Source organism: Rubrivivax rivuli (assembly GCF_004016505.1).
Classification (GTDB): Bacteria; Pseudomonadota; Gammaproteobacteria; order Burkholderiales; family Burkholderiaceae_C; genus Rubrivivax; species Rubrivivax rivuli.
Genome location: NZ_SACR01000004.1, coordinates 506368 through 530138, shown reverse-complemented (window position 1 = coordinate 530138; position 23771 = coordinate 506368). Strand labels below are relative to the sequence as shown.

The following is a 23771-nucleotide window of genomic DNA, read 5'->3' as shown; positions in this document are numbered from 1 at the left end:
CCGTGAGCGTAAGCCATCACCGCAGCCGGCGCAGACCGCGGCTTTCACGCCCGCATGGCAACATCGCCCGACCGATGAAGCGCCTGCTCCAAGCCCCGAACCTGCTGCTGGCCACGCTGTGGGCCGACCAGATCAGCGGCGCCGGCTTTCCGGCGCGTGTGCAGCGCGCCTACACCAGCGGCATCGCCGGCGAACTGCCGCCCGACCAGTGCCTGCCCGAGGTGTGGGTGGACGACGACCACCACCACGCGCCCGCCCTCGCGCTGATGGCCGCCTGGCAGGCCGCACCCGAGCAGCGCTGGCACTGCGAAGCCTGTGACGAGATCGTCGAGGGGCCCTTCGAGCAATGCTGGAACTGCGGCGCCTGGCGCCCGGCCAGCGCATGAGGTGCCGCACGCCAAGTCAGGCGCAGCCATGGCGCTGACGCCCCGCCTGGCCCTGCTGATGACGCTGCCGCCGCTGATGTGGGCCGGCAACGCCATCGTCGGCCGCCTGGTGGTGGACCTGGTGCCGCCGCTCACCTTCAACCTGCTGCGCTGGCTGATGGCGCTGGCGCTGCTGTTGCCGCTGGCCTGGCGGGCGCTGCGGCCGGCCTCGCGCATCACGCAGCGCTGGGGCTACCTGCTGGCCATCGGCTCGCTGAGCGTGGGCCTGTACAACGCGCTGCAGTACGCGGCGCTGGTGACCTCCACGCCGCTGAACGTGACGCTGGTGGCCAGCAGCACACCGGTGTGGATGCTGGCCGTGGGCGCGCTGTTCTTCGGCGAGAAGCCGCGCCTGCGCCAGCTGCTGGGCGCGGCGCTGGGCTTGAGCGGCGTGCTGGTGGTGCTGGGCCGCGGTTCGCCGGCGGTGCTGTTGCAGGTGCAGTTTGTGGCGGGTGACCTGCTCGTGCTGGCCGCGGCCATCGGCTGGGCCGTCTACAGCTGGCTGCTGGCGCGGCCGCCGGCCCACATGCAGGGCGACGCACGCCCGCGCGCCGACGAGGGCTGGGGCTGGGCAGGCCTGCTGCTGCTGCAGGTGCTGTTCGGCCTGCCGCTGGCAGCGGCCTTCGCCGGTGTCGAGCAGGGTTGGCCAGGTCTTCAGGCCGTGCCCGTGCAGTGGGGCTGGCCGCTGCTGGCGGCCACGGTGTACGTATCGGTGGGCGCCTCGGTGCTGGCTTACCGTGCCTGGGGCCTGGCCGTGGCGCAGGGGGGCCCGGCGCTGGCGGCCTTCTTCGGCAACCTCACGCCGCTGTTCGCGGCCTTGCTGTCCACGCTGCTGCTGGACACGCGCCCGCAGCCTTTCCACGCGCTGGCCTTCGCGCTCATCGTCGCGGGCATCGCGGTGTCGAGCCGCGGCGCCCCGAAGCACTAGAACGTGCCGCCGTAGGCGCCGCCGTCGGTGAGCAGGTTCTGCCCGACGACGAACCCCGCATGCGCGCTGCACAGGAAGGCGCAGTAGGCGCCGAACTCCTCGGCCGTGCCGAAGCGGCGCGCCGGCGATTGCTGCTTGCGCGCTTCGGCCACGGCCTCGATGGGCTGGCCGGTCTTGGCGGCCGCACCGGCCAGCGTGGTCTTGAGGCGGTCGGTGTCGAAGGCGCCAGGCAGCAGGTTGTTGATCGTCACGTTGCGCCCCGCCAGCTTGGGCTGGCGCGCCAGGCCGGCAACGAAACCCGTCAGCCCCGAACGCGCGCCGTTGCTCAGGCCCAGGATGTCGATGGGCGCCTTCACCGCGCCGCTGGTGATGTTGACGATGCGGCCGAAACCACGCTCGGCCATGCCATCGACCACGGTCTTGATGAGTTCGATGGGCGTGAGCATGTTCGCGTCCAGCGCCTTCAGCCAGGCTTCGCGGTCCCAGTCGCGGAAGTCACCGGGCGGCGGGCCGCCGGCGTTGTTGATCAGGATGTCCACCTGCGGGCAGGCCGCCAGCGCTGCGGCGCGCCCCACGGGCGTGGTGATGTCGCCGGCCACGGCGAGCACCTGCACGGCCGGGTTCAGCGCGCGCAGTTCGGCCGCGGTGGCTTCCAGCGCCTCGGCGCCGCGCGCGGTGATGACGACGTTCACGCCCTCTTTCACCAGGGCCGCGGCGCAGCCCTTGCCCAAGCCCTTGCTCGCGGCGCACACCAGCGCCCACTTGCCTGCAATGCCCAAGTCCATGGTCTTCAAGCCTCTTCAACAGGGTTACGGGCGCGGGCCAGCAGGCCCACCCCCAGCAAGACCAGCACGGTGCCGGCCACGATCCAAAGGTTCATCGGCTCGCCGAGGATGAACACCCCCATCCGCACGGTCGACAAGGGGCCGATCATGCCCACCTGCGCCGCCAGCGTGGCGCCCACGCGCTCGATGGCCAGCATCACCATCACCACCGGTGCGAAGGTGCACAGCGTGGCGTTGAGCAGGCTCAAGGCAAGCACCTCGGGCGCCACCAGGGCCGCACTCAGCGGCCGCAGCAGCACGAACTGCAGCAGGCACAGCCCGCAAGCCACCAGCGTGGCCCAGCCGGTGAGCCGCAGCGCGCCCAGGCGCTTCACTTCCTGCCCGCTGTAGACCAGGTAGACGGCATAGCTCACCGCGCTGCCGAAGACCAGCGCCGCGCCCAGCACCGTGTGCGGGCCGGTGATGGTCACCTCGTGCCCGAAGACCAGCAGCACGCCCGCGTAGCTGACCGCCATCGCCAGCAGTTGCGCACGCTGCACCCGCTGGCCGAAGAAGAGCACGCCGAACAGCAGCACCAGCGTCGGGTTGAGATAGAGGATCAGCCGCTCCAGGCTGGCGCTGATGTACTGCAGCCCCGCGAAATCGAGAAAGCTCGCGAGGTAGTAGCCGCTGAAGCCCAGGCCGCTGACGACGAGCAGGTCACGCTTCGTCAGCGGCGGCTTGCCGCGGCCGGCCCACCAGGCCAGCCCGGCGAACAGCGGCATCGCGAACAGCATGCGGTACATGATGAGCGTGACCGCGTCCACGCCATGCCGGTAGGCCAGCTTGACGATGATGGCCTTGGCCGAGAACGCGATGGCCCCGCCGGCGGCCAGCAGCAGGCCGGCCGTGGGCCAACGCGCCGTGGCGCCCGACGCGAGGCTCACCGGCGCCCAGCAGGCTCAGAAGCCCGCGGCCTGGCCGTCGCGGCGCGGGTCGCTGGCGGCGGCGTAACCGCGCACGCTCACGTCGCCCTGCCCTTCGTCCAGGCGCCAGATGAACTGGCCGGCGCCGTAGTCCTGGTAGCTGTCGGTGAAGGGCGCGATGCGGTGGCCCATCGCGCGCAGGCCGTCGGCCGATGCGGCGTCGAAGCCCGGCTCCAGGTTGACCGTGCCGCCGAAGAAGCGCCAGCGCGGTGCGTCGCAGGCCGCCTGCGGGTGCTGGCGGTAGTCAAGCATGCGCACCAGGGTCTGCATGTGCGCCTGCGGCTGCATGTCGCCACCCATGATGCCGAAGCTCATCACCGGCGCGCCGCCCTTGGTGAGGAAGGCGGGGATGATGGTGTGGAAGGGCCGCTTGCCCGGGCCCACCAGGTTGTCGCGCGTGGGGTCGAGCGTGAAGCCGTGGCCGCGGTTCTGCAGGCTCAGGCCATAGCCCGGCACCACGATGCCCGAGCCGAAGCCCATGTAGTTGCTCTGGATGAAGCTGACCATCATGCCGCTCTCGTCGGCCGCCGTGAGGTAGATGGTGCCGCCCGTGGGGCCGTGGCCGGGGCCGAAGTCCTGCGCCTTGTGCGGGTCGATCAGCTTGGCGCGGCTGGCGAGGTAGGCATCGTCCAGCATCTGTTCGGGCTTCAGGCGCATGCTGCGCGGCTCGGCCACGTAGGCGTAGACGTCGGCGAAGGCCAGCTTCATGGCTTCGATCTGCAGGTGCTGGCTGGTGGCGCTGTCCACCTTCAGGCCGGCCATGTCGAACTTCTCGAGGATGCCCAGCGCGATGAGCGCCGCGATGCCCTGCCCGTTCGGCGGGATCTCGTGCATGGTGTAGCCGCGGTAATCACGCGAGATGGGCGTCACCCACTCGGGCTGGTAGGCCGCGAAATCGGCGGCCGTCATCACGCCACCGTGCGCCTTGGCGTGGGCCGCGGCGGCTTCGGCCACCTCGCCGCGGTAGAAAGCTTCGCCCTTGGTCTGCGCAATCAGCTTCAGCGTGCGCGCCGCTTCCTTGAACTGGAAGAGCTCGCCGACGTGCGGGGCGCGGCCGTGCGGCATGAAGGCTTCGGCAAAGCCCGGCTGCTCGGTGATCTCGGGCAACGCCGCGGCGTTGGCCCACTTGCTCTGCACGATGACGGGCACCGCGTAGCCGCGCTCGGCCACCTCGATGGCCGGGGCCATCAGGTCGGCAAAGGGCAGCTTGCCGAAGCGCTGGCTCAGTGCGGCCCAGGCCGACACGGCACCAGGCACGGTGACGCTGTCCCAGCCGCGCTTGGCCGGTGCCTTGGCGTCGGCGCCGTACTTGGCCCTGAAGTACTCGGGCGTCCAGCCCTGCGGCGCGCAGCCGCTGGCGTTCAGGCCGTGCAGTGCCTTCCCGTCCCACAGGATGCAGAAGGCGTCGGAGCCCAGGCCGTTGCTGCAGGGCTCGACGATGGTCATCACCGCCGCGGTGGCGATGGCGGCGTCCACCGCATTGCCCCCGTTCTGCAGCATGCGCAGGCCGGCCTGGGCCGCCAGCGGGTGCGAGGTGGACACGACGTTGCGGGCGAACACGGGCGAGCGCTGGCTGGCGTAGCCGGTGCTCCAGTCGAAGGCATGGGTCATGGTGGGGGCCGGAAGTGGAGGTGGGGCGCGGGCAAAAAGCCGGCGCGCAGTATCGCCGGCCCTGGCCATCAGTGCAGGAGGCTGGTGGGCGGCACGCTGCCATCGCCCACGTAGCGGCGCAACAGCGGGGGCTCGGGGCCCAGGTGAAAGGCCATGCACTGGGTGCGCAGCTCGGCGTCGAAAGCGGTGAAGCGTTCCAGGCGGCGCTGGTGCTCGACCCAGTTCTCGTCGACGAAGTACTCGATGTAGCGGCCGGGCACGGCCACGTCGCGGAACAGGCCCCAGCTGAGCGCGCCCTGGCGCAGGCGGGCGCGGCGCGTGCGCTGCATCACGGCCGCGAATTCCGCCGCGCGGGCGGGGTCGATCTGGTACTCCAGCGTCACCATCACCGGGCCTTCGTCGGGTGCCACCGGGAAGGCCGGCTCGGGCGCGGCGCGCACGGCGGCGGGGCTGAAGTCGATCTCCTCACCGCCTTCCACCGTCAGGCGTCGCAGCGCGAGCAGCAGCACCAGGCCCAGTCCCGCGGCGGTGAGCACGGCACCCTGCACCCCCAGCAGCGCGGCCACCTGGCCCCACAGCAGCGAGCCGGCCGCCGAGCCGCCCATCAAGGCCATCTGGTAGATGCTCATGCCGCGTGCGCGCACCCAGTTCGGCATGGCCATCTGCGCGCTGACGGTGAGCGAGTTCGCCACGCTGATCCAGCACATGCCCACCAGCACCATGGCCGGCAACGCCACCCACAGTTCAGGCACCACGACGATGAGCACGCTCAGGCCCGCATGGGCAGCGCTGCCGAAACGCACGAACTGGTCGCGGTCGTAGCGCGCACGCAGCCTGGGGAACATGAGCGCCGCGACGATGGCGCCCAGCCCCACGGCCGAGAGCATCAGCGTGAAGGTGCCCGGGCCGCCGCCATGCAGCCCGCGCGCCAACAGCGGCAGCAAGGCCATCAGCGCGCTGGCCTGCAGGAAGAAGAGGAACACGCGCAGCAGGATCAGCTTCAGCCGCGGGCTCTGCTGCGCGTAGACCAGGCCCGTGCGCATGGCGCCCAGAAAGCGTTCGCCGGGCAGCGCGCTGGTGCGCGGCTCGCTCTTCCAGCGCAGCACGAGCACAAAGGCCACGGCGGCCAGCACGGTGTTGAGCACGAACACCGCCGCCGGGCTCACCGCCGCCAGCAGCGCGCCGGCGATGGCCGGGCCCACCACGCGCGAGAGGTTCATCGCGATGCCGTTGAGCGCCAGCGCCGCCGGCAGTTCGGCACGGCTGACGATGCCCGGCACGATGGCCGCGAACACCGGCCAGCGCAGCGCCAGGCCGATGCCGTTGGTGAAGGTCAGCACCAGCAGCAGCGGTGCCGTCAGCGCCCCGGCCAGCGCCAGGCCCGCCAGCACCAGCGCGTTCACGCTCACCCACAGCTGCGTGGCCGCGAAGTAGCGCCGGCGGTCGAGGATGTCGGCCAGCGCGCCGCTGGGCAGGCCGAGCAGGAACACGGGCAGGGTGCTGGCCGTGGAGACCAGCGCCACCATCACGGGGCTGGTGGTCAGCGTCGTCATCAGCCAGGCGGCTGCGACGTCGTTCATCCACATCGTCAGGTTCGCCGCGAACCAGGCAAACCAAAGGCCCCGGAACACGGGGCCTTGGAGGGGGGATAACGCGGCGGGAAGGTTCATCAATCCGCGAGATCTCTGCGGCTGGCGATCAAGGCCAGGCGCGGAACCGGCTCTGCCGGGCCGCTGCCTGAGCCCCCCCGGGGGGTGGCGACCGCAGGGAGCCTGGGGGCTCCCTCAATCTGCATCCTTGAAGGCGGCTTCGCGCTTGTTCTTGATGGAGGGCAGCATCACCACGATGATCATCAGCGCTGCCGCCACCAGCAGGCTGGCCGAGAGCGGGCGTGTCATGAAGGTGCTCCAGTCACCGCGGCTGAGCAGCAGCGCGCGGCGCAGGTTCTCTTCCATCATGGGCCCGAGGATGAAGCCCAGCAGCAGTGGCGCCGGCTCGCAACCCAGCTTGTAGAAGATGTAGCCGATGATGGCGAAGCCCGCGCCCATGAACACATCGAAGTTGTTGTTGTTCAGCGTGTACAGGCCGATGCAGCAGAAGGCCATGATCGCCGGGAACAGGAAGCGGTAGGGCACCGTCAGCAGCTTGATCCAGATGCCGATGAGCGGCAGGTTCAGGATGATCAGCATGGCGTTGCCCACCCACATGCTGGCGATCAGGCCCCAGAAAAGCTCGGGGTTGCTCGTCATGACCTGCGGGCCGGGCTGGATGCCCTTGATCGTCATCGCACCCACCATCAGCGCCATCACGGCGTTGGGCGGGATTCCCAGCGTCAGCATCGGGATGAAACTGGTCTGCGCACCGGCGTTGTTGGCCGATTCAGGGCCGGCCACGCCGCGGATGTTGCCTTCGCCGAAGGGCACCTCGCCCGGCTTCATGCGCATCTTCTTCTCGAGCGTGTAGGCCGCGAACGAAGACAGCAGCGCGCCGCCGCCGGGCAGCACGCCCAGGATGGAGCCCAAGGTGGTGCCGCGCAGCACCGAAGGCCAGGCGTTGCTGAAGTCTTCACGCGTCGGCCACAGGCCCTTCACGTCCTTGGTGAAGACCTCGCGGTTCTCGGCCGGCTGCCCCAGGTTGGCGATGATCTCGCCAAAGCCGAAGATGCCCATGGCGATGGCCACGAAGCCGATGCCGTCGGTGAGCTCGGCGATGTCGAAGCTGTAGCGCGGCACGCCGGAGATGACGTCGGTGTTGATCTGGCCCAGCAGCAGGCCGAACAGGATCATCGCGATGGCCTTGACCAGCGAGCCCGAGGCCAGCACCACGGCGCCGATGAGGCCCAGCACCATCAGGCTGAAGTACTCGGCCGGGCCGAACTTGAAGGCCAGTTCGGTGAGCGGCGGCGCGAAGGCCGCGATGATGATGGTGCCCACGCAGCCGGCGAAGAAGCTGCCCAGGCCGGCAGCGGCCAGTGCGGCACCGGCGCGGCCCTTGCGCGCCATCTTGTAGCCATCGAGCGCGGTGACGACCGAGCTGCTCTCGCCCGGCACGTTGATCAGGATGGCCGTGGTGCTGCCGCCGTACTGCGCGCCGTAGTAGATGCCGGCCAGCATGATGAGCGCCGGGGTGGCGTCCAGCGCGTAGATGCTGGGCAGCAGCATCGCGATGGTGGCCACCGGGCCCAGACCGGGCAGCACGCCGATCAGCGTGCCCAGCAAGGCACCGCCGAGGGCGTAGGCCAGGTTGGTGAAGGTGAAGGCGACGCCGAAGCCCAGCGCGAGGTTGTTCAGGAGTTCCATGGTCTCGCGCTCACTTCGCCAGGAAAACAGGCCACAGGGGGATGGTCAGCGACAAGCCCTTGATGAAGATGCCCCAGCTCATCGCCGTGAGCAGCACTGCGTTCACCAGCGCCTCCTTCCAGCGGAACTCGTCACCGGCGGTGGCCGCGGCAAAGACCAGCAGCGGCAGCGAGATCACCATGCCCAGCCTGGGCAGCAGCAGGCCGAAGCCGGCGACCGAAAGCACGATCACGAGCAGCGGCTTCCAGGCCCAAGGGCCGATCTTGTCGCCACCCTCCACCTCGAAGGTCAGCGCCTTGAACAGCACCATGGCCCCCAGCAGCGCCATCAGGATGCCCAGGCCGAAGGGGAAGTAGGCCGGCCCCGGGCGGGCCGAAGAGCCGAAGCTGTACTCGGTGGCGCCCCAGGCAAAGCCCAGGCCCACCGCGATGAACATGAGTCCGGACCAGAAGTCCTTCTCGCTCTTGATCTTCAAGCCTCGTCTCCTCGAATGCCGGCGCGGGTGCTGCCTGCCCGACCTGGGGCGGCAGCCTGTGTTGCGGCGGGATTCTAGGGACGCGACCTCGGGGCCCGGCTGTGGTTTCCACGTAAGGCGGTGCAGGGTCCGCCAGGGGGAACGGCCGGCCGCGAGGCCGGGCTCAACGCTCGATCTGCGGCGTGTTGCCCAGCACTTCTTCCATCGTGGTCAGGCCCTCGGCCACCTTCATGGCACCGGCCAGGCGCAGCGGGCGCATGCCGTCGCGCATGGCCTGGCGGCGCAGGGCGCTGGCGTCCAGCGCCGGGTGCACGGCGGCGCGCGAGGCATCGGTCATCACCAGCAGTTCATACAGGCCCGCGCGGCCGCGGTAGCCAGTGTGGCGGCACTCCAGGCAGCCCACGGCCTTGTAGGGCCGCACCCCGCCCGACAGGCGCCAGGGCTTGACGGCCTCGTGCAGCGATTCGCGCGTGATGCTCTCGTCGCGCGCCTTGCAGGCCGGGCACAGCGTGCGCGCCAGGCGCTGCGCCAGCACGCCGATGACGGTGGCGCTGATGAGGTAGCTGGGCACGCCCAAGTCGGCCAGGCGCGTGATGGCGCCGACCGCGTCGTTCGTGTGCAGGGTGCTGAAGACGAGGTGGCCCGTGAGCGCGGCCTGGATGGCCATCTCGGCCGTGGCCAGGTCGCGGATCTCGCCGACCATGATGATGTCCGGGTCCTGCCGCATCAGCGCGCGCAGGCCTTCGGTGAAGCCCATGTCCACGGCGGCCTGCACCTGCGTCTGATTGAAGGCCGGCTCGATCATCTCGATGGGGTCTTCGATGGTGCAGACGTTGACCTCTTCGGTGGCCAGCTGGCGCAGCGTGCTGTAGAGCGTGGTGGTCTTGCCGCTGCCGGTGGGCCCGGTGACGAGGATGATGCCGTGCGCGCGCTTGATGAGCTGCTGCCAGGCCTGCGCCTCGTGGTCGGCAAAGCCCAGGGCGCTCAGGCCCTTGACGGTGGCGTCGGGGTCGAAGATGCGCATGACCATCTTCTCGCCGAAGGCGGTGGGCAGCGTGGACAGGCGCATCTCCACCTCGGCGCCGGCGCCTTCAACGCCATCGGGGCGGCGCGTCTTGATGCGGCCGTCCAGCGGGCGGCGCTTCTCCACCACATCCATGCGGCCCAGCAGCTTGATGCGCGCGGTCATCGCGCTCATCACCGTCAGCGGCACCTGGTAGACGGTGTGCAGCACGCCGTCGATGCGGAAGCGGATGGCGCCCTTGTCGCGCCGCGGCTCCAGGTGGATGTCGCTGGCGCGCTGGTCGAAGGCGTACTGCCACAGCCAGTCGACCACCTGCACCACACCCTGGTCGTTGGCGTCCAGCGTCTTGTTGGCCTTGCCCAGTTCCACCAGCTGCTCGAAGCTGGCGCTGGCTGCGTTCTCGCCGCTCTTCTGCGCCGCGCGCACGCTGCGCGCCAGCGCGTAGAACTCGGTGGTGTAGCGGCGCACGTCTTCCGGGTTGGCCACCACCAGGCGCACCGGGCGCCGCGTGTGGGTCTCGATCTCGGGCACCCAGGCGGTGTCGAAGGGCTCGGCCGTGGCGATCACCACCTCGCTGCTGCCCAGGCTGAGCGGCAGCGCACGGCGCAGCTCGGCGTACTGCACGCTCATCACGTCGGCCACGCGGCCCACTTCCACCTTCAGCGGGTCGATGCGCTGGTAGCCCAGGCCGCTGCGGCCGGCCAGCCACTCGGTGAGGGCCTCGGTGTCCAGCACGCGGCCGGTGCCGGCGTGGCTCAGGCCCGCGGCGCCAAGGCGCACCAGCGCGTGCAGGCTGGAGGGGCCGGCGCGGAAACGGGCGCCCACCTGTTCGGCGTCTTCGGCACTGATCCAGCCGTCTTCGCGCAACCACTCCAGCAGCACCGGCCACTCCAGGCGGCCGCTGGGCGGCAGCGTGCTGGGGCGGCTGCCGGCGGGGGCGGCAGCGCCGGCGGGCGTGGCGAGCGCGGCAGCAGGCGCGGTGGACTTGGCTTTGTTCATGGGGCGGCGGCGGGAGGCTCGGGTTGGTAAGGCCGCACCATGCGCAGCCACTTTCGCGCCGGCAGCCCCAGGGGGCCGTAGCGCTGCTCCAGGTGCGCGGCGCGGGCCGTCAGGGCATCGCGGTCAGGCACCACCACGCCACGCCCGGCCACCACCACGGTGTTGCCTTCGCGCGTGGGGCGCAGGCTCCAGACCTGGTGGCTGCCGAAGGCGGCGGCAATGCGGGAGATGCTGCCACGGAAGCTGGCGTGGCGGCCGAAGAGATTGACGCTCATCACCCCCCCTTCTTCCAGCACCTCGCGGCAGGCGCGGTAGAAGTCTTCGCCGTCCAGCACCGGTGCGGCAGCCTCTTCGTCATAGAGGTCGACATGCAGCAGGCGCACCGTCCCTGGCGTGGCCTGGGCCAGCCAGTCGGCGGCGTCGCCGCGCACCACCTCGGCCGCCGCCGGCAGGTGGAAGTGGCTGGCGTTGACGGCGATGACCTGCGGGTTGATCTCCACCACCGTGGTGGCCATCTTCAGCTGCACCGCCGTGAAGCGGGTGAGCGCGCCAGCGCCCAGGCCCAGCTGCACGGCCTGGCCACCGCCCAGCACGTCTGTGGGCAGCCACAGCAGCGCCGCCAGCATGCGCTGCACGTAGTCGATCTCCACCACCTGCGGCTTCTTGATGCGCATGCCGCCCTGGATCCAGATGCTGTCCAGGTGCAGGTAGCGCACGCCGTCGTCTTCCGACAGCGTCACGGCGGGCAGGGTTCGGGGGGTGCGGGCGGGCTTCTTGGTCACGGGCTGGGTGCAGGTCGAAGTGAAAGGTGCGGCGCAGTTGACGCGGTCAGGCCGGCCTGCTCGAAAGCGGCCCGCCAGGCGGCGAGCTTGCGCTCGAAGGACCAGCTGGCGTTGGCCGGGCTGGTGGAAGGCAGCTTCAGCACGGTGTAGCCCAGCGCCGCCACGAGCCTCATGGTGCGTGCCGATTCACCGCCGTTGTGGGCCACGCACTGCAGGGCCGGCGCGCGGCGGCGCAGGCTGGCCAGGTCGTTGAGCTCGGCGTCTTCGATGGCCTGGTCCAGGCTGCCTTGCCGGCGGCAGCTGGCGTAGACATCCCACAGCCCCAGGCCGCGCGCACGCACGGCAGCCAGGCGCTGGCGGTAGGGTAGCGCCGCCAGGTCCAGGCCCCAGATCGCGCCCAGCAGCGGCCAGAACTGGTTGCGCGGGTGGGCGTAGTACTGCTGCGCCTGCAGCGAAGCCACGCCCGGGAAGCTGCCCAGCACCAGCAGCCGCGTGCGGCGACCCAGCACGGGGGGCAGGCCCTGCAGGCGCTCGGCCGCGGCAGCCGGCGGCTTCAAGCCACGGCTTCCTGGCAATCTGGCCAAGGCGCCACCGGCAGCGCCGCCAGCCGCGGCAGCGCGGCCAAGGCGTTGGCGCTGGTGCGCGCGGCGGTCTCGGCGGGGCTCCAACCGCGCAGTGCCGCCAGGACGGCGCCGATGCGCGGCAGTTCGGCCGGCTCGTTGCGGCCTTGCGGCTGGTCCGCTGCGCGCTGCTCGGCGGTGCGGTAAAGCCAATGCGGGGGGATGTCGGGCGCGTCGGTTTCCAGCACCAGGGCCGTCTCGGGCAAGCCTTGCGCCAGCGCGCGGATCTGCAGCGAGCGTTCGAAGGTGAGCGTGCCGCCGAAGCCCAGCCGGAAACCGCGTTCGACGAACTGTGCCGCCTGCACCTCGCTGCCATTGAAGGCGTGGGCAATGCCACCCGGCACCTCGATCTGGCGCAGCCCCTGCAGCAAGTGGTCGGCCGAGCGGCGCACGTGCAGCAGCACCGGCAGTCCGAAGCGGCGCGCCAGCTTCAGCTGCGCGCGGTAGAAGTGCTGCTGGCGCGCGCGGTCGAGCCCGGGCACGAAGTGATCCAGGCCGATCTCGCCCACAGCCACCAGGTGGGGGTCGTCACGCCAGGCTTGCAGGCAGTGCGCCAGTTGCTCCAGATCGGCCTCGGTGGCCCCGCCCAGCCACAGCGGATGCAGGCCCAGGGCGTAGGCCGAACCGGTGGCGTGGGCCAGCGCGCGCAATTCCTCGAAGTGCGCGGCAGCCACCGCCGGCAGCACGAGCTGCGTCACGCCCGCGGCCTGGGCACGGCGCACCACGGCGGCGCGGTCGGGCGCGAACTCCGGCGCGTCGAGGTGGCAGTGCGTGTCGGTCCACATGCCGCGATGATGCCCCGGTTGTGCACCCGGCCGACTGCAACGCCACGCGCAACGTGTTAGGGTAAAGCGAGGATGCTCGGGCCCCCGCCCGGCCCTGCCCACCGCCGCCACCACGCCATGAAGAAGGCCCCGCTGTACAGCCCCTCGCCCCGCCGCCCGGCGGCCCGCGGGCCAGCCGAGCCCGCAGCGCCCGCTGCCGGTGCTGCGGCCGAGGTGCCGGCCGCAGCCACTGCGGCGGCCGAGGCGGCCCCACCCGCCGGCACACGGGCACGCTGGCGCCAGCGCGTGGCCCGCCATGCCGCCCCACTCTGGGCCTTGGGTGGCGCCGCGCTGGCCGTTGCCGCGATGCTGGCGCTGCAGCCTGCCCACCGGGTGGTGACGCAGGACGACATCGACGCCGCCGTGCGCGAATCGCTGGAAAAGGCCCCCCTGCCCTCGGCCGCGGCCAAGGCCTACGAAGCCATCCTGCCTTCCGTCGTGCGCGTGGTCGGCCTGCTCGATGAGAAGGACGAGGGCGAAGACAAGCCCGAGCAGCGCGCGCTGGAGCGCAGCCTGGGCACGGGCGTGGTGATCATCGACAACGGCACCATCCTCACCAACCTGCACGTGGTTTCTGGCGCGCGCAAGATCCGCGTGCGCTTTGCCAACGGCCACGAGAGCGACGCGGTGCTGATCAGCGCCCAGCCCGAGAACGACCTGGCCGTGCTGCGCGCCCTGAGCCTGCCCGACGACCTGCAGGCCGCCACCATGCGCAGCACCGCCGACCTGCGCCCCGGCGACCATGTCATCGCCGTGGGCCACCCCTTCGGCATCGGGCCCAGCGTGAGCGCCGGCGTGGTCTCGGGCCTGAAGCGCGAGTTCCGCTCGCCCGAGGACGACAACGCCGGCACGAAACCGCTGTCCAACCTCATCCAGTTCGACGCCGCGGCCAACCCGGGCAACAGCGGCGGCCCGCTCGTCACGATGGACGGCCACGTGGTCGGCATCGTCACCGCCATCCTCAACCCCAGCGAACAGCGCACCTTCATCGGCATCGGCTTTGCGGTGCCCATCGAGAACGCCTCATCGGCTGCGGGCATGCCGCCTTTCTGATGGAAGCTCACCCCATGGAACACAGCCCCGAATCCACCGCCACGCTGATGGAGCGTGTGCTCTACGAGGTCAAGCGCGTCGTCGTCGGGCAAGACCGCTTTCTGGAACGGGTGCTGGTGGCCATGCTCGCCCAGGGCCACCTGCTGGTGGAGGGCGTGCCGGGCCTGGCCAAGACGCTGACCGTCAAGACGCTGGCGCGCACCGTGCGCGGCAGCTTCAAGCGCATCCAGTTCACGCCCGACCTGGTGCCCTCCGACCTGGTGGGCACCCGCATCTACAACCAGAAGAGCGGCGAGTTCGGCACCAGCCTGGGGCCCGTGTTCGCCAACCTGCTGCTGGCCGACGAGATCAACCGCGCACCGGCCAAGGTGCAGAGCGCGCTGCTCGAGGTGATGCAGGAACGCCAGGTGACGATTGCCGGCGAGACGCACAAGGTGCCCGACCCCTTCGTCGTGATGGCGACGCAGAACCCCATCGAGACCGAAGGCACCTACCCGCTGCCCGAGGCGCAGGTCGACCGCTTCATGATGAAGGTGCTGGTGGACTACCCCACCGAGGAAGAAGAGTTCGTCATTGCCGAGCGTGTGACGGGCCCGACCGTGGACGTGAACGCCGTGGCCGACACCTTCCAGCTCGCCGCGCTGCAGCGCGAGTGCCGCGCCGTTTTCTGCGACCCGATGCTGATGCAGTACGCCGTGAAGCTGGTGGGTGCCACGCGCCGCCCGGCCAAGTACGACCTGGCCGACCTGGAGAAGTACCTCACCTACGGCTGCAGCCCGCGCGCCACCATCGGGCTGATCGAAGGCGCCAAGGCCCTGGCTCTGCTGCGTGGCCGCAAGTACGTGCTGCCGGAGGACATGGTCGACCTCGTGCCCGATGTGTTCCGCCACCGCCTGGTGCTGAGCTACGAAGCCCTGGCCGAAGACCTGACGCCCGATGCCGTCGTGCAGCGGCTGCTGAAGAAGATTCCCGCGCCCGACAAGCCGCTGGCGCACAGCGAAAGCCCCGCCGGCCGTGGCTGAAGCCGCCGCGCTCACGCCGCCCGACCAGCTGCTCCGGCAGCTGGAGTTCACGGTCATCCGCAAGCTCGATGGCCTGCTGCAGGGCGACTACCGCACGCTGTGGCGCGGCGCGGGGGTCGATCTCGCCGACCTGCGCGAGTACCAGGCGCACGACGACGTGCGCCACATCGACTGGAACGTCACCGCGCGCGTGCAGACGCCGCACGTGCGGCAGTTCCACGAAGACCGCGACATGAACGCGTGGTTCCTGCTCGACCTGTCGGGCAGTGTCGATTTCGGCAGCGCCGGCGTCACCAAGCTGGCGGTGGCCACGCGTTTCGTGGCCGCACTGGCGCGTGTGATCACGCGGCACGGCAACCGCGTGGGCGCCCTGCTCTACGGCCAGCGCGTGCATGGCGTGCTGCCGGCGCGCACGGGGCGGCTGCACGTGCTGGAACTGCTGCAGCGCATGCAGGCGCCGGCCCCTGCCACCCCAAAGGCGGCCGACGAAACGCGTGGCACGCGCCTGGCAGAGCTGCTGCACGCGGCCGAAGGCAGCATCCCGCGCCGCAGCGTCGTTTTCGTCGTCAGCGATTTCATCAGCCAGCCCGGCTGGGCCCCGGCACTCGGGCGCCTGGCACGCCGCCACGACGTGGTGGCCGTGCGCCTGTGGGACCCGCTGGAAATGGACCTGCCCGACGCCGGCCTGGTGACGCTGCAAGACGCTGAAACGGGCGAGCAGCTCTTCGTCGACGCCAGCAGCCCTGCCTTCCGGGCACGTTATGCCGAGCTGGCCGAAGAGCAGGAAGCCGCACTCCGCACGCAGCTCGCCACCAGCGGCGCCGACGTGCTGGAACTCGCCACCGACGACGACCTGCTCGACGTGCTGATGCGTTTTGCCGACCTGCGCAAACAGCGTGCACGCCTGAAGACCCCGCGGCGCTTCCCGGCCACGCTGCAGCGCGCCGCCCCCCTCACGGAGACCGCAACGTGACCTTCGTCTGGCCCAAGATGCTGTGGCTGCTGGCCCTGCTGCCGCTGCTGGTGCTGCTGTACCTGTGGGTGCTGAAGCGCAAGCGCAAGACGACCGTGCGTCTGTCCAGCGTGGCGCTGGCCAAGCTGGCGGCCGGCACCGGCCCGGGCTGGCGCCGCCATGTGCCGCCGCTGCTGCTGCTGGTGGCGCTGGCGGCGCTGCTGCTGGCGGTGGCGCGCCCCATGGCCACGCTGACGCTGCCGCTCTCGGAACGCACCATCATGCTGGCGATGGACGTCTCGGGCAGCATGCGCGCCGAGGACGTGAAGCCCAACCGCCTGGTGGCCAGCCAGGAGGCGGCGCGCGCCTTCGTCAACAACCTGCCGCGAGAAGTGCGCGTGGGCGTGGTGTCCTTCGCCGGTACCGCCGCCGTCGTGCAGGCGCCCACCGACAGCCGCGAAGACGTGCTCAAGGCCATCGACCGCTTCCAGTTGCAGCGCGGCACGGCCACGGGCAGCGGCATCATCCTGAGCCTGGCCACGCTGTTCCCTGATGACGGCATCGAGATCCAGCACATCACCGGCCAGCGCAGCTTCCCGGGCAACAACAGCAACATCGCGAAGAAGGAAGCCAAGCCCTTCACCCCCGTGCCGCCGGGCAGCTACAGCTCGGCCGCGGTGATCATGCTCACCGACGGCCAGCGCACCACCGGCCCCGACCCGCTGGACGCCGCGAAGATGGCCGCCGAGCGCGGCATCCGCGTCTACACCGTGGGCATCGGTACCACCGGCGGCGAAGTCATCGGCTTCGAGGGCTGGAGCATGCGCGTGCGCCTGGACGAAGAGACGCTGAAGAACATCTCGGTGCTGACGCACGGCGAGTACTTCTACGCCGGCACCGCCGAAGACCTGAAGAAGGTCTATGAGAGCCTGAGCTCGCGCATGGTGGTGGAGCGCAAAGAGACCGAGATCACCGCGCTCTTCGCGGCGCTGGGCGCGCTGCTGGCGGCGGCGGCGGCGGGGCTTTCGCTGTGGTGGTTCGGGCGCGTGGCCTGAAGCCGGTTTGATGGGCCGGCCGCGGCCTGCGGAACAATAGCGGCCCCGGCCACCCCGGCCGCCACCACCGCCCGCCATGCCGCGTGCCGAACTTGAACTGCTGGCCCCCGCGCGCGATGCCGCCATCGGCATCGAGGCCGTCAACCACGGCGCAGACGCCGTCTATATCGGCGGCCCGGCTTTCGGCGCGCGCGACAAGGCCGGCAACCCGCTGAGCGAGATCGAAGCGCTCTGCCGCCACGCCCACCGATTTGGCGCGCGCATCTTCATCACGCTGAACACCATCCTGCGCGACGACGAGCTCGAAGCTGCGCGCCGCATGGCCTGGGACGTGTGGCGCGCCGGCGCCGATGCGCTCATCGTGCAGGACATGGGCCTGCTGCAGCTCGACCTGCCGCCCATCCAGCTGCACGCCAGCACGCAGACCGACATCCGCACGCCGGAGAAAGCGCGTTTCCTGCAGGACGTGGGCTTCTCGCAGATGGTGCTGGCGCGTGAGCTCGACCTCAAGCAGATCAAGGCCATCCGCGCCCAGGTGCAGGAGGCCACGCTCGAGTTCTTCGTGCACGGCGCGCTGTGCGTGGCCTACAGCGGCCAGTGTTTCATCAGCCACGCGCACACCGGGCGCAGCGCCAACCGCGGCAGCTGCAGCCAGGAATGCCGGCTGCCCTACACGGTGAAGGACAGCCAGGGCCGCATCGTCGCGCACGACAAGCACGTGCTCAGCCTGAAGGACAACAACCAGAGCGCCAATCTGCACGCGCTGGTGGACGCGGGCATCCGCAGCTTCAAGATCGAAGGCCGCTACAAGGACATGGGCACGGTGAAGAACGTCACCGCGCACTACCGCCAGCTGCTCGACCGCCTGCTCGAAGAACGCCCCGAACTCACCGCCAGCAGCGACGGCCGCTGCCGCTACACCTTCACGCCCGACCCCGACCGCGGCTACAACCGCGGCGCCACCGACTACTTCGTCGGCGGCCGCCGCCCGCCCGAGCTGGGCGACATCGGCGCCTTCGACACGCCCAAGCACGCCGGCATCGCCGTGGGCCACGTGGTCAAGCTCGGCCCCGACCACTTCGACATGGACGCCGACCACCGCGACACCGTGATGAACAACGGCGACGCGCTGACCTGGTGGGACCTGCAGGGCGAGCTGCAGGGCGTGCCCATCAACGTGGCGCAGAAGCTGGGCGGGCGCGGCTGGCGACTCTTTCCGAATGCGCCGATGGCGACGCTGAAGGACCTGCGCAAGGCCGCGGCCATCAGCCGCAACCGCGACATGGCCTGGGACCGGCTGCTGGAGAAGAAGTCGGCCGAACGGCTGATCGCGGTGGACCTGCACCTCTCAGCCACCCAGGACGGCTTTGCGCTCGACATCACCGACGAACGCGGCCACCACGCCCAGGCGGCGGCTGTTCACGCGCACGAGCGCGCGAAAGACGCCGAGAAGGCCCGGCAGACGGTGCTGGAAAAACTCTCGGCCCTGGGCGGCACGCTGTTCGAAGCGAGGCATGTGGGCATCGGCTACACCGAGCCCTGGTTCGTGCCGGCCAGCCTGGCCAACACGCTGCGCCGCCAGGCCGTGGCGGCGCTGGAGGCGGCGCGCGCTGCGGCCTTCGCACCGCTGCTGCGTTCAGCGCCGGTCGAGCCCCCCGTGGCCTACCCGGAAGACACGCTCAGCTACCTGGCCAATGTGTACAACAGCCAGGCCGCGGCGTTCTACGCGCGGCACGGCGTGCAGGTGATCGGCGCCGCCTACGAAAGCCACGAGGAGCTGGGCGCGGTGCCGCTGATGATCACCAAGCACTGCGTGCGCTGGAGCCTGAGCCTGTGCCCGAAGCAGGCCAAGGGCGTGGTGGGCGTGCAGGGCACGGTGCGCGCCGAGCCCATGACGCTGGTGCACGGCGAAGACACGCTCACGCTGCGTTTCGACTGCAAGCCCTGCGAGATGCACGTGGTGGGCGCCATCCGCAAGAACGTGCTGCGCGACACCGCGCGTGAGGTGCGCCAAGCGCCGCCGGAGGCGCCGCTGGTCTTCTACCGCACACGGCCCGATCTGCCGCTGCCGGTGCACCCGCGCGCGGGCTGAATCAACGCTTCGGCGGGCCGCCGCGCGAAGCTTGCGGGCGGCCACCGCCGCCACCACCGCTGCGGCCACCCGGCGCACCGCCCGGCCCGCGGCCGGCGCCGGGGCGGCCACCGCCGCCGCCACCACCACCGCCGCCACCCGGGCGACCACCACCACCCGGCCGGCCGCCGCCGAAGCCGCCGCCCGCGTTGCGCTTGGTGCCGCCCACGCCGATGGTCATGCGGCCCAGCACGATGGGCTCGGCCTTCTCGCCGGCTGGCGGGCCGAAGCCCGGCACCTCTTCGCGCGGGATGCTGCGCTTGATCAGGCGCTCGATGTCCTTGAGGAAGATCTCCTCGTCCACGCACACCAGGCTCACGGCCTCGCCCTGCGCGCCGGCGCGGCCGGTGCGGCCGATGCGGTGCACGTAGTCTTCCGGCACGTTGGGCAGTTCGAAGTTCACCACGTGCGGCAGCTGGTCGATGTCGATGCCGCGCGCCGCGATGTCGGTGGCCACCAGCACCTGCAGGTCACCGCTCTTGAAGTCGGCCAGCGCCTTGGTGCGCGCCGTCTGGCTCTTGTTGCCGTGGATGGCCATGGCACTGATGCCCTGGTCGTTCAGGTATTCGGTGAGCCGGTTGGCGCCGTGTTTCATGCGCGTGAACACCAGCACCTGGTGCCAGTCGCCGCTCTTGATCAGGTGCGCCAGCAGTTCCTTCTTGCGCTCGCGGCCCACGGGGTGCAGCTTCTGCGCGATGGACTCGTTGGTCTGGTTGCGGCGCGCCACCTCGATGAGCGCGGGCGCGTTCAGCAGCCGGTCGGCCAGGGCCTTGATCTCGTCGCTGAAGGTGGCGCTGAAAAGCAGGCTCTGCTTCTTCGCCGGCACGATGGCCAGCACCTTCTTGATGTCGTGGATGAAGCCCATGTCGAGCATGCGGTCGGCTTCGTCGAGCACGAAGATTTCCACATGGCTCAGGTCGAGCGTGCGGTTCTGGTGGTGGTCGAGCAGGCGGCCCGGCGTGGCCACCAGGATGTCCACGCCCTGGCGCAGCTTGTCGATCTGCGGCTGCATGCCCACGCCGCCGAACATCACCATGCTCTTCAGCGGCAGGTACTTGCCGTAGGTGCGCACGCTCTCTTCCACCTGCGCGGCGAGTTCACGCGTGGGCGTGAGGATCAGCGCACGGATGGCCGGGCGGCCGCGCGCATCTTTAACCGGCGCGCCCGCGGCCAGGCGGTGCAGCATGGGCAGCGTGAAGCCGGCGGTCTTGCCGGTGCCGGTTTGTGCGCCGGCGAGCAGGTCGCCGCCCTTGAGCACCTGCGGGATGGCTTGCGCCTGGATGGGGGTGGGGGATTCGTAGCCCTGGTCGTGGATGGCACGCAGGAGCGGCTCGGCCAGGCCGAGTTCGGTAAACAACATGGAGTGGGGCCCAGGAGAGGATCAGGGGCCGTGGTTCGCAGCCTGCTGTCACCCGTGGCGGGTGCACCAGTCGGAAGGCGCGAGAGCTGAGAGGAAGCGTCGGGAGGTCGACCGCACAGCGATGACTGGAAGCCGCTGCGCAAGCTGCATTCTAGCGGGCGCCCCTGGCGCAGCGCCCACAACAGCGCGCCTGCAGGGGTGCTTCTCACGGGCCGGCGGCCGCACGGGCTTGCGCTCAAGTTCACGCAGGGGCTGCCGAAGCTACCGTCACAGCCCGGGTGGCGGCTGCGACTGACGAGACCAACAACAATGAAAAGCCAAGTCTTGACCTACCGTCTGGCCGAGGGCTGGAGCACCGCGCCCCCAGCCCACATGGACAGCCCGCAGACGCTGGTGCTGGCCTTCGGTTCGAGCAGCTTCGCCGAACACCCGGCCCCCTTCCAGGCGCTGCGCGCGGCGCTGCCGCACGCGGTGATCCTGGGCTGCTCCACTTCGGGCGAGATCTCTGGCGGCGCCCTCAGCGATGAGAGCCTCAGCGTGGCGGTGGCGCAGTTCGAGCACACGCGGCTGCGCCGCGTGGAAACCGCGGTCAAGGAAGCCGCGGCCTCCGCCGCAGCCGGTGCCGAACTGGCGGCGCTGCTGGCCGGCGACGACCTGCGCGCCGTGTTCATCCTCTCCGAAGGCCTGGCCGTCAATGGCGCCACGCTGGTGGCCGGTCTGGTGGCCGCGCTGCCACCCGGCGTGCAGGTCACGGGCGGCCTGGCCGGTGACGGCGCGGCCTTCTCCAAGACCTGGGTGCTGTCCCAAGACTTGCCGCAACGCCACATCGTCAGCGCCGTGGGCCTGTATGGCGACCGGCTGCGTGCGCACAGCGGCTGCGACGGCGGCTGGATGGACTTCGGCCCGCAGCGCCGCATCACCAAGAGCGTGGGCCCAGTGCTGCACGAACTGGACGGCAAGCCGGCCCTCGACCTCTACAAGGACTACCTCGGCAAGCTCGCCGCAGAACTTCCGGGCTCGGCGCTGCTGTTCCCGCTGTCCATCCGCGCGCCAGGCGGCACCGGGCGGCCGCTGGTCCGCACCATCCTGGGCATCGACGATGCGGCACGCACCATGACCTTTGCCGGCGACATGCCCGAAGGCCACGAAGCCCGGCTCATGCGCACCACCGACGACAGCCTCATCGGCAGCGCCGCGCAGGCCATGTCGCAGGCCACGGAGGGCCTGGGCAACACCGCCGCCTCGCTGGTCATCTCGGTCAGCTGCGTCGGCCGGCGGCTCATGCTTGGCGAGCGCGCCGAAGAAGAGGTCGAAATCATTGCCGAGCGGGCGCCGGTGAGCAGCGCGCACGTCGGCTTCTACTCCTACGGCGAGATCGCTCCGGCGGGCGCGGGCGGCGCCTGCGTTTTGCACAACCAGACCATGACGGTCACGGTGTTCTCCGAGGACTGAGCATGGCGGGCGACGAGAGCCCCACCCCGGCGGCGGCGTGCGCCACCTGGCACCCGATGCTGCTGCGGCAGTTGCGGCGGGCGCAGCTGTCTCCAGACGCCCTGGCCACCGCCCATCCGGCTTTGCCGGGCCTGATGGACCGCGTCAGCCGGGCCTATGCCGACGCCGAGCAGGACCGCTACCTGATGGAGCGCTCGCAGGAGGTGGCCTCGCGCGAGATGGGCGAGCTCTACAACGAGCTGAGAGCCAGCCAGGCGCGCCTGGCCAGCCTGGTGTCGCTGTCGTCCGACTGGGTGTGGGAGCAGGACGCGACGCTGCGCTTCCACTACGTCTCCAGCCACGACCTGGGCAGCACCGGCGATCTCGCCGCACTGCTGACCGGCCAGCAAATCGGCGAGGCCGTCACCGCCATCGACGAGGACGACGCCTGCAAGCACCGGCTGCTGACCGACGACCGCAAACCTTTCAGGAACCTGCGTTTCCGCGTACAGCAGCCGGATGGCACCCCGCTGTACATCCGCATCAGCGGAGAGCCGGTCTTCGATGGCGAGCGCTTCACCGGCTACCGCGGCGTGGGCTCGGACGTGACACACAGCACCGTGGCCGAGCAGCAGGTGATGCAGCTGGCCCGCTACGACAGCCTGACCGGGCTGCCCAACCGCAGCATGCTGATCGAGCAATTGGAGAGCGGGCTGCGCCAGGCGCGCCTCACCCGGTTGGGGCTGGCGGTGCTCTTCATCGACCTCGACCGCTTCAAGTACGTCAACGACACGCTGGGCCACGACGCGGGCGACGAGTTGCTGAAGACCATGGCCCGACGCCTGTCGGGCCTTGTGCGCCAGGTGGATACCGTGGCGCGCCTGGGTGGTGACGAGTTCGTCATCCTCATCCAGAACACGACCGACCCGTCCACGCTCTCGAAGGTGGCCTCCCGCGTGCTGAACGTGCTGTGCGAGCCCATGCGGCTGTCAGACCGGCCGGTGCAGGTCAGCGCCAGTGTCGGCATCGCCCTGTTCCCGAGCGATGGCGACGACACCACGACGCTGCTGAAGAACGCCGACTCGGCCATGTACCTGGCCAAGGCCCGGGGCAAGAACAACTTCCAGTTCTTCACCTCCGAGCTCGCCGAGCGCGCGGCGCGCCACTTCGCGCTGGAAGGCGACCTGCGCCAGGCCGTGGCCCGCCAGGAGCTGGTGCTGCACTACCAGCCCCGCTTCCGCCTCAGCGACGGCGCGATGTGCGGCATGGAGGCGCTGCTGCGCTGGCAGCACCCGACGCGCGGCCTGATCCCCCCGGGCGAGTTCATCGACCTGGCGGAGGAGAGCGGCCTCATCGTGCAGCTCGGCCACTGGGTGATGGGCGAGGCCTGCCACCAGATCCGCCTTTGGCGCGAGGCGGGGCTGGAGCCGCCGCGCTGCGCCATCAATCTCTCTGCGCGGCAGTTCGGCAACGAAGGCCTGATCAACGAGGTGCAGGCCGCGCTCAGCGAAACCGTGCTCGAGGCCCAGGCCCTCGAGGTGGAGATCACCGAGAGCCTGCTGATGAGCGACCCCGACCGCGCCCAGCAGGTGCTGCTGCGCCTGCACACCCTGGGCATGGCCATCGCCATCGACGACTTCGGCACCGGTTACTCGTCGCTGGCCTACTTGAAGCGCTTCCCTGCGCAGACCTTGAAGATCGACCGCTCGTTCATCCAGGGCCTGCCAGACGACCGCGACGACGCTGCCATCACGCAGGCCGTGATCGCCATGGCCCACAGCCTGGAGATGCGCGTGGTGGCCGAGGGCGTGGAGACCCCCGAACAATTGGCCTTCCTGAAGGCCCATGGGTGCGATGAGGTGCAGGGCTACCTGCTCGGCCGGCCGATGACCGCGGAAAAACTGGCCCCGCTGCTGCCCCGCGAGGCCCTCGCCCTGGGCACCGACCTGCCAGCCGTGTGACGCCGGGCGGCGGCCGCGCACGGGCCGCCGGGGCAATCTGCGGCGAGAATACCGGGCTGGCTCCGCCGC

20 protein-coding genes are annotated in these 23771 nt (G+C 70.5%); 9 read left to right on the top strand and 11 right to left on the bottom strand.

Annotated elements, in window-relative coordinates:
• Window positions 1-74 precede the first annotated feature (74 nt).
• Complete coding sequence (locus EOE66_RS14720; RefSeq protein WP_128229475.1) at window positions 75-386, top strand: putative signal transducing protein; 312 nt, start codon at window positions 75-77, stop codon at window positions 384-386.
• Between the two features lie 28 nt (window positions 387-414).
• Window positions 415-1353, top strand: coding sequence for a DMT family transporter (locus tag EOE66_RS14715; protein WP_128229474.1), 939 nt, complete (start codon window positions 415-417; stop codon window positions 1351-1353).
• On the opposite strand, the gene EOE66_RS14710 is transcribed toward EOE66_RS14715, so the two are convergent.
• From EOE66_RS14710 to EOE66_RS14665, 10 genes are all read right to left on the bottom strand, one after another.
• Window positions 1350-2138: an SDR family oxidoreductase gene (locus tag EOE66_RS14710; RefSeq protein WP_128229473.1), complete on the bottom strand. Its 789-nt coding sequence runs from the start codon at window positions 2136-2138 to the stop codon at window positions 1350-1352. The genes EOE66_RS14715 and EOE66_RS14710 overlap by 4 nt on opposite strands.
• Window positions 2139-2143: 5 nt before the next feature.
• Window positions 2144-3064 (bottom strand): DMT family transporter, encoded by a 921-nt coding sequence (locus tag EOE66_RS14705; RefSeq protein ID WP_128229472.1) that lies wholly within the window; start codon window positions 3062-3064, stop codon window positions 2144-2146.
• A 15-nt stretch (window positions 3065-3079) separates the two neighbouring features.
• Entirely contained in the window at window positions 3080-4714 is a 1635-nt protein-coding gene (locus EOE66_RS14700) for a gamma-glutamyltransferase family protein (protein ID WP_128229471.1), read from the bottom strand.
• A 68-nt stretch (window positions 4715-4782) separates the two neighbouring features.
• Window positions 4783-6384, bottom strand: coding sequence for an MFS transporter (locus EOE66_RS14695; protein ID WP_128229470.1), 1602 nt, complete (start codon window positions 6382-6384; stop codon window positions 4783-4785).
• Window positions 6385-6498: 114 nt separating this feature from the next.
• The gene (locus EOE66_RS14690) at window positions 6499-8013 is read right to left on the bottom strand and encodes a tripartite tricarboxylate transporter permease (RefSeq protein WP_128229469.1); all 1515 of its coding nucleotides are present in this window, start codon (window positions 8011-8013) and stop codon (window positions 6499-6501) included.
• Window positions 8014-8023: 10 nt separating this feature from the next.
• Window positions 8024-8488 (bottom strand): tripartite tricarboxylate transporter TctB family protein, encoded by a 465-nt coding sequence (locus EOE66_RS14685; protein WP_128229468.1) that lies wholly within the window; start codon window positions 8486-8488, stop codon window positions 8024-8026.
• 163 nt (window positions 8489-8651) lie between these two features.
• Window positions 8652-10511 (bottom strand): GspE/PulE family protein, encoded by a 1860-nt coding sequence (locus EOE66_RS14680; protein WP_128229467.1) that lies wholly within the window; start codon window positions 10509-10511, stop codon window positions 8652-8654.
• On the bottom strand, window positions 10508-11293 hold the full coding sequence (locus EOE66_RS14675) for a class I SAM-dependent methyltransferase (protein ID WP_128229466.1): 786 nt from the start codon (window positions 11291-11293) through the stop codon (window positions 10508-10510). Before EOE66_RS14675 ends, EOE66_RS14680 begins: the two co-directional genes overlap by 4 nt.
• A complete protein-coding gene (locus tag EOE66_RS14670) occupies window positions 11290-11850 on the bottom strand; it encodes a DNA-deoxyinosine glycosylase (protein ID WP_128229465.1) in 561 nt (186 codons plus the stop codon). The genes EOE66_RS14675 and EOE66_RS14670 overlap by 4 nt, the downstream gene beginning before the upstream one ends.
• Complete coding sequence (locus EOE66_RS14665) at window positions 11847-12698, bottom strand: TatD family hydrolase (protein ID WP_128229464.1); 852 nt, start codon at window positions 12696-12698, stop codon at window positions 11847-11849. Before EOE66_RS14665 ends, EOE66_RS14670 begins: the two co-directional genes overlap by 4 nt.
• A 117-nt stretch (window positions 12699-12815) precedes the next feature.
• On the opposite strand from EOE66_RS14665, the gene EOE66_RS14660 reads away from it, so the two are divergent.
• From EOE66_RS14660 to EOE66_RS14640, 5 genes are all read left to right on the top strand, one after another.
• Window positions 12816-13790, top strand: a complete 975-nt coding sequence (locus EOE66_RS14660; RefSeq protein ID WP_128229463.1) for a S1C family serine protease — start codon at window positions 12816-12818, stop codon at window positions 13788-13790.
• 14 nt (window positions 13791-13804) lie between these two features.
• Window positions 13805-14812 (top strand): AAA family ATPase, encoded by a 1008-nt coding sequence (locus EOE66_RS14655; protein ID WP_245479049.1) that lies wholly within the window; start codon window positions 13805-13807, stop codon window positions 14810-14812.
• Window positions 14805-15785: a DUF58 domain-containing protein gene (locus tag EOE66_RS14650; protein ID WP_245479048.1), complete on the top strand. Its 981-nt coding sequence runs from the start codon at window positions 14805-14807 to the stop codon at window positions 15783-15785. Before EOE66_RS14655 ends, EOE66_RS14650 begins: the two co-directional genes overlap by 8 nt.
• Window positions 15782-16819, top strand: coding sequence for a VWA domain-containing protein (locus tag EOE66_RS14645; protein WP_128229461.1), 1038 nt, complete (start codon window positions 15782-15784; stop codon window positions 16817-16819). The genes EOE66_RS14650 and EOE66_RS14645 overlap by 4 nt, the downstream gene beginning before the upstream one ends.
• A 76-nt stretch (window positions 16820-16895) precedes the next feature.
• Window positions 16896-18911: a peptidase U32 family protein gene (locus EOE66_RS14640; protein ID WP_128229460.1), complete on the top strand. Its 2016-nt coding sequence runs from the start codon at window positions 16896-16898 to the stop codon at window positions 18909-18911.
• A gap of 1 nt (window position 18912) precedes the next feature.
• On the opposite strand, the gene EOE66_RS14635 is transcribed toward EOE66_RS14640, so the two are convergent.
• Window positions 18913-20310 carry a DEAD/DEAH box helicase gene (locus EOE66_RS14635; RefSeq protein ID WP_128229459.1) on the bottom strand — a complete coding sequence of 466 codons (1398 nt, stop codon included), beginning with the start codon at window positions 20308-20310 and terminating at the stop codon, window positions 18913-18915.
• A 309-nt stretch (window positions 20311-20619) separates the two neighbouring features.
• Between EOE66_RS14635 and EOE66_RS14630 the strand changes: the two genes are divergently transcribed.
• Complete coding sequence (locus EOE66_RS14630; RefSeq protein WP_128229458.1) at window positions 20620-21762, top strand: FIST signal transduction protein; 1143 nt, start codon at window positions 20620-20622, stop codon at window positions 21760-21762.
• A gap of 2 nt (window positions 21763-21764) precedes the next feature.
• On the top strand, window positions 21765-23702 hold the full coding sequence (locus EOE66_RS14625; protein ID WP_128229457.1) for a putative bifunctional diguanylate cyclase/phosphodiesterase: 1938 nt from the start codon (window positions 21765-21767) through the stop codon (window positions 23700-23702).
• The last annotated feature ends 69 nt before the right edge of the window (window positions 23703-23771 follow it).

Coding starts and splice junctions, on each gene's coding strand:
- EOE66_RS14660 (WP_128229463.1), top strand. CDS start 12,816: ATGAAGAAGGCCCCGCTGTACAGCCCCTCGCCCCGCCGCCCGGCGGCC.
- EOE66_RS14655 (WP_245479049.1), top strand. CDS start 13,805: ATGGAACACAGCCCCGAATCCACCGCCACGCTGATGGAGCGTGTGCTC.
- EOE66_RS14680 (WP_128229467.1), bottom strand. CDS start 10,511: ATGAACAAAGCCAAGTCCACCGCGCCTGCTGCCGCGCTCGCCACGCCC.
- EOE66_RS14695 (WP_128229470.1), bottom strand. CDS start 6,384: ATGAACCTTCCCGCCGCGTTATCCCCCCTCCAAGGCCCCGTGTTCCGG.
- EOE66_RS14720 (WP_128229475.1), top strand. CDS start 75: ATGAAGCGCCTGCTCCAAGCCCCGAACCTGCTGCTGGCCACGCTGTGG.
- EOE66_RS14640 (WP_128229460.1), top strand. CDS start 16,896: ATGCCGCGTGCCGAACTTGAACTGCTGGCCCCCGCGCGCGATGCCGCC.
- EOE66_RS14715 (WP_128229474.1), top strand. CDS start 415: ATGGCGCTGACGCCCCGCCTGGCCCTGCTGATGACGCTGCCGCCGCTG.
- EOE66_RS14630 (WP_128229458.1), top strand. CDS start 20,620: ATGAAAAGCCAAGTCTTGACCTACCGTCTGGCCGAGGGCTGGAGCACC.
- EOE66_RS14710 (WP_128229473.1), bottom strand. CDS start 2,138: ATGGACTTGGGCATTGCAGGCAAGTGGGCGCTGGTGTGCGCCGCGAGC.
- EOE66_RS14690 (WP_128229469.1), bottom strand. CDS start 8,013: ATGGAACTCCTGAACAACCTCGCGCTGGGCTTCGGCGTCGCCTTCACC.
- EOE66_RS14665 (WP_128229464.1), bottom strand. CDS start 12,698: ATGTGGACCGACACGCACTGCCACCTCGACGCGCCGGAGTTCGCGCCC.
- EOE66_RS14625 (WP_128229457.1), top strand. CDS start 21,765: ATGGCGGGCGACGAGAGCCCCACCCCGGCGGCGGCGTGCGCCACCTGG.
- EOE66_RS14700 (WP_128229471.1), bottom strand. CDS start 4,714: ATGACCCATGCCTTCGACTGGAGCACCGGCTACGCCAGCCAGCGCTCG.
- EOE66_RS14635 (WP_128229459.1), bottom strand. CDS start 20,310: ATGTTGTTTACCGAACTCGGCCTGGCCGAGCCGCTCCTGCGTGCCATC.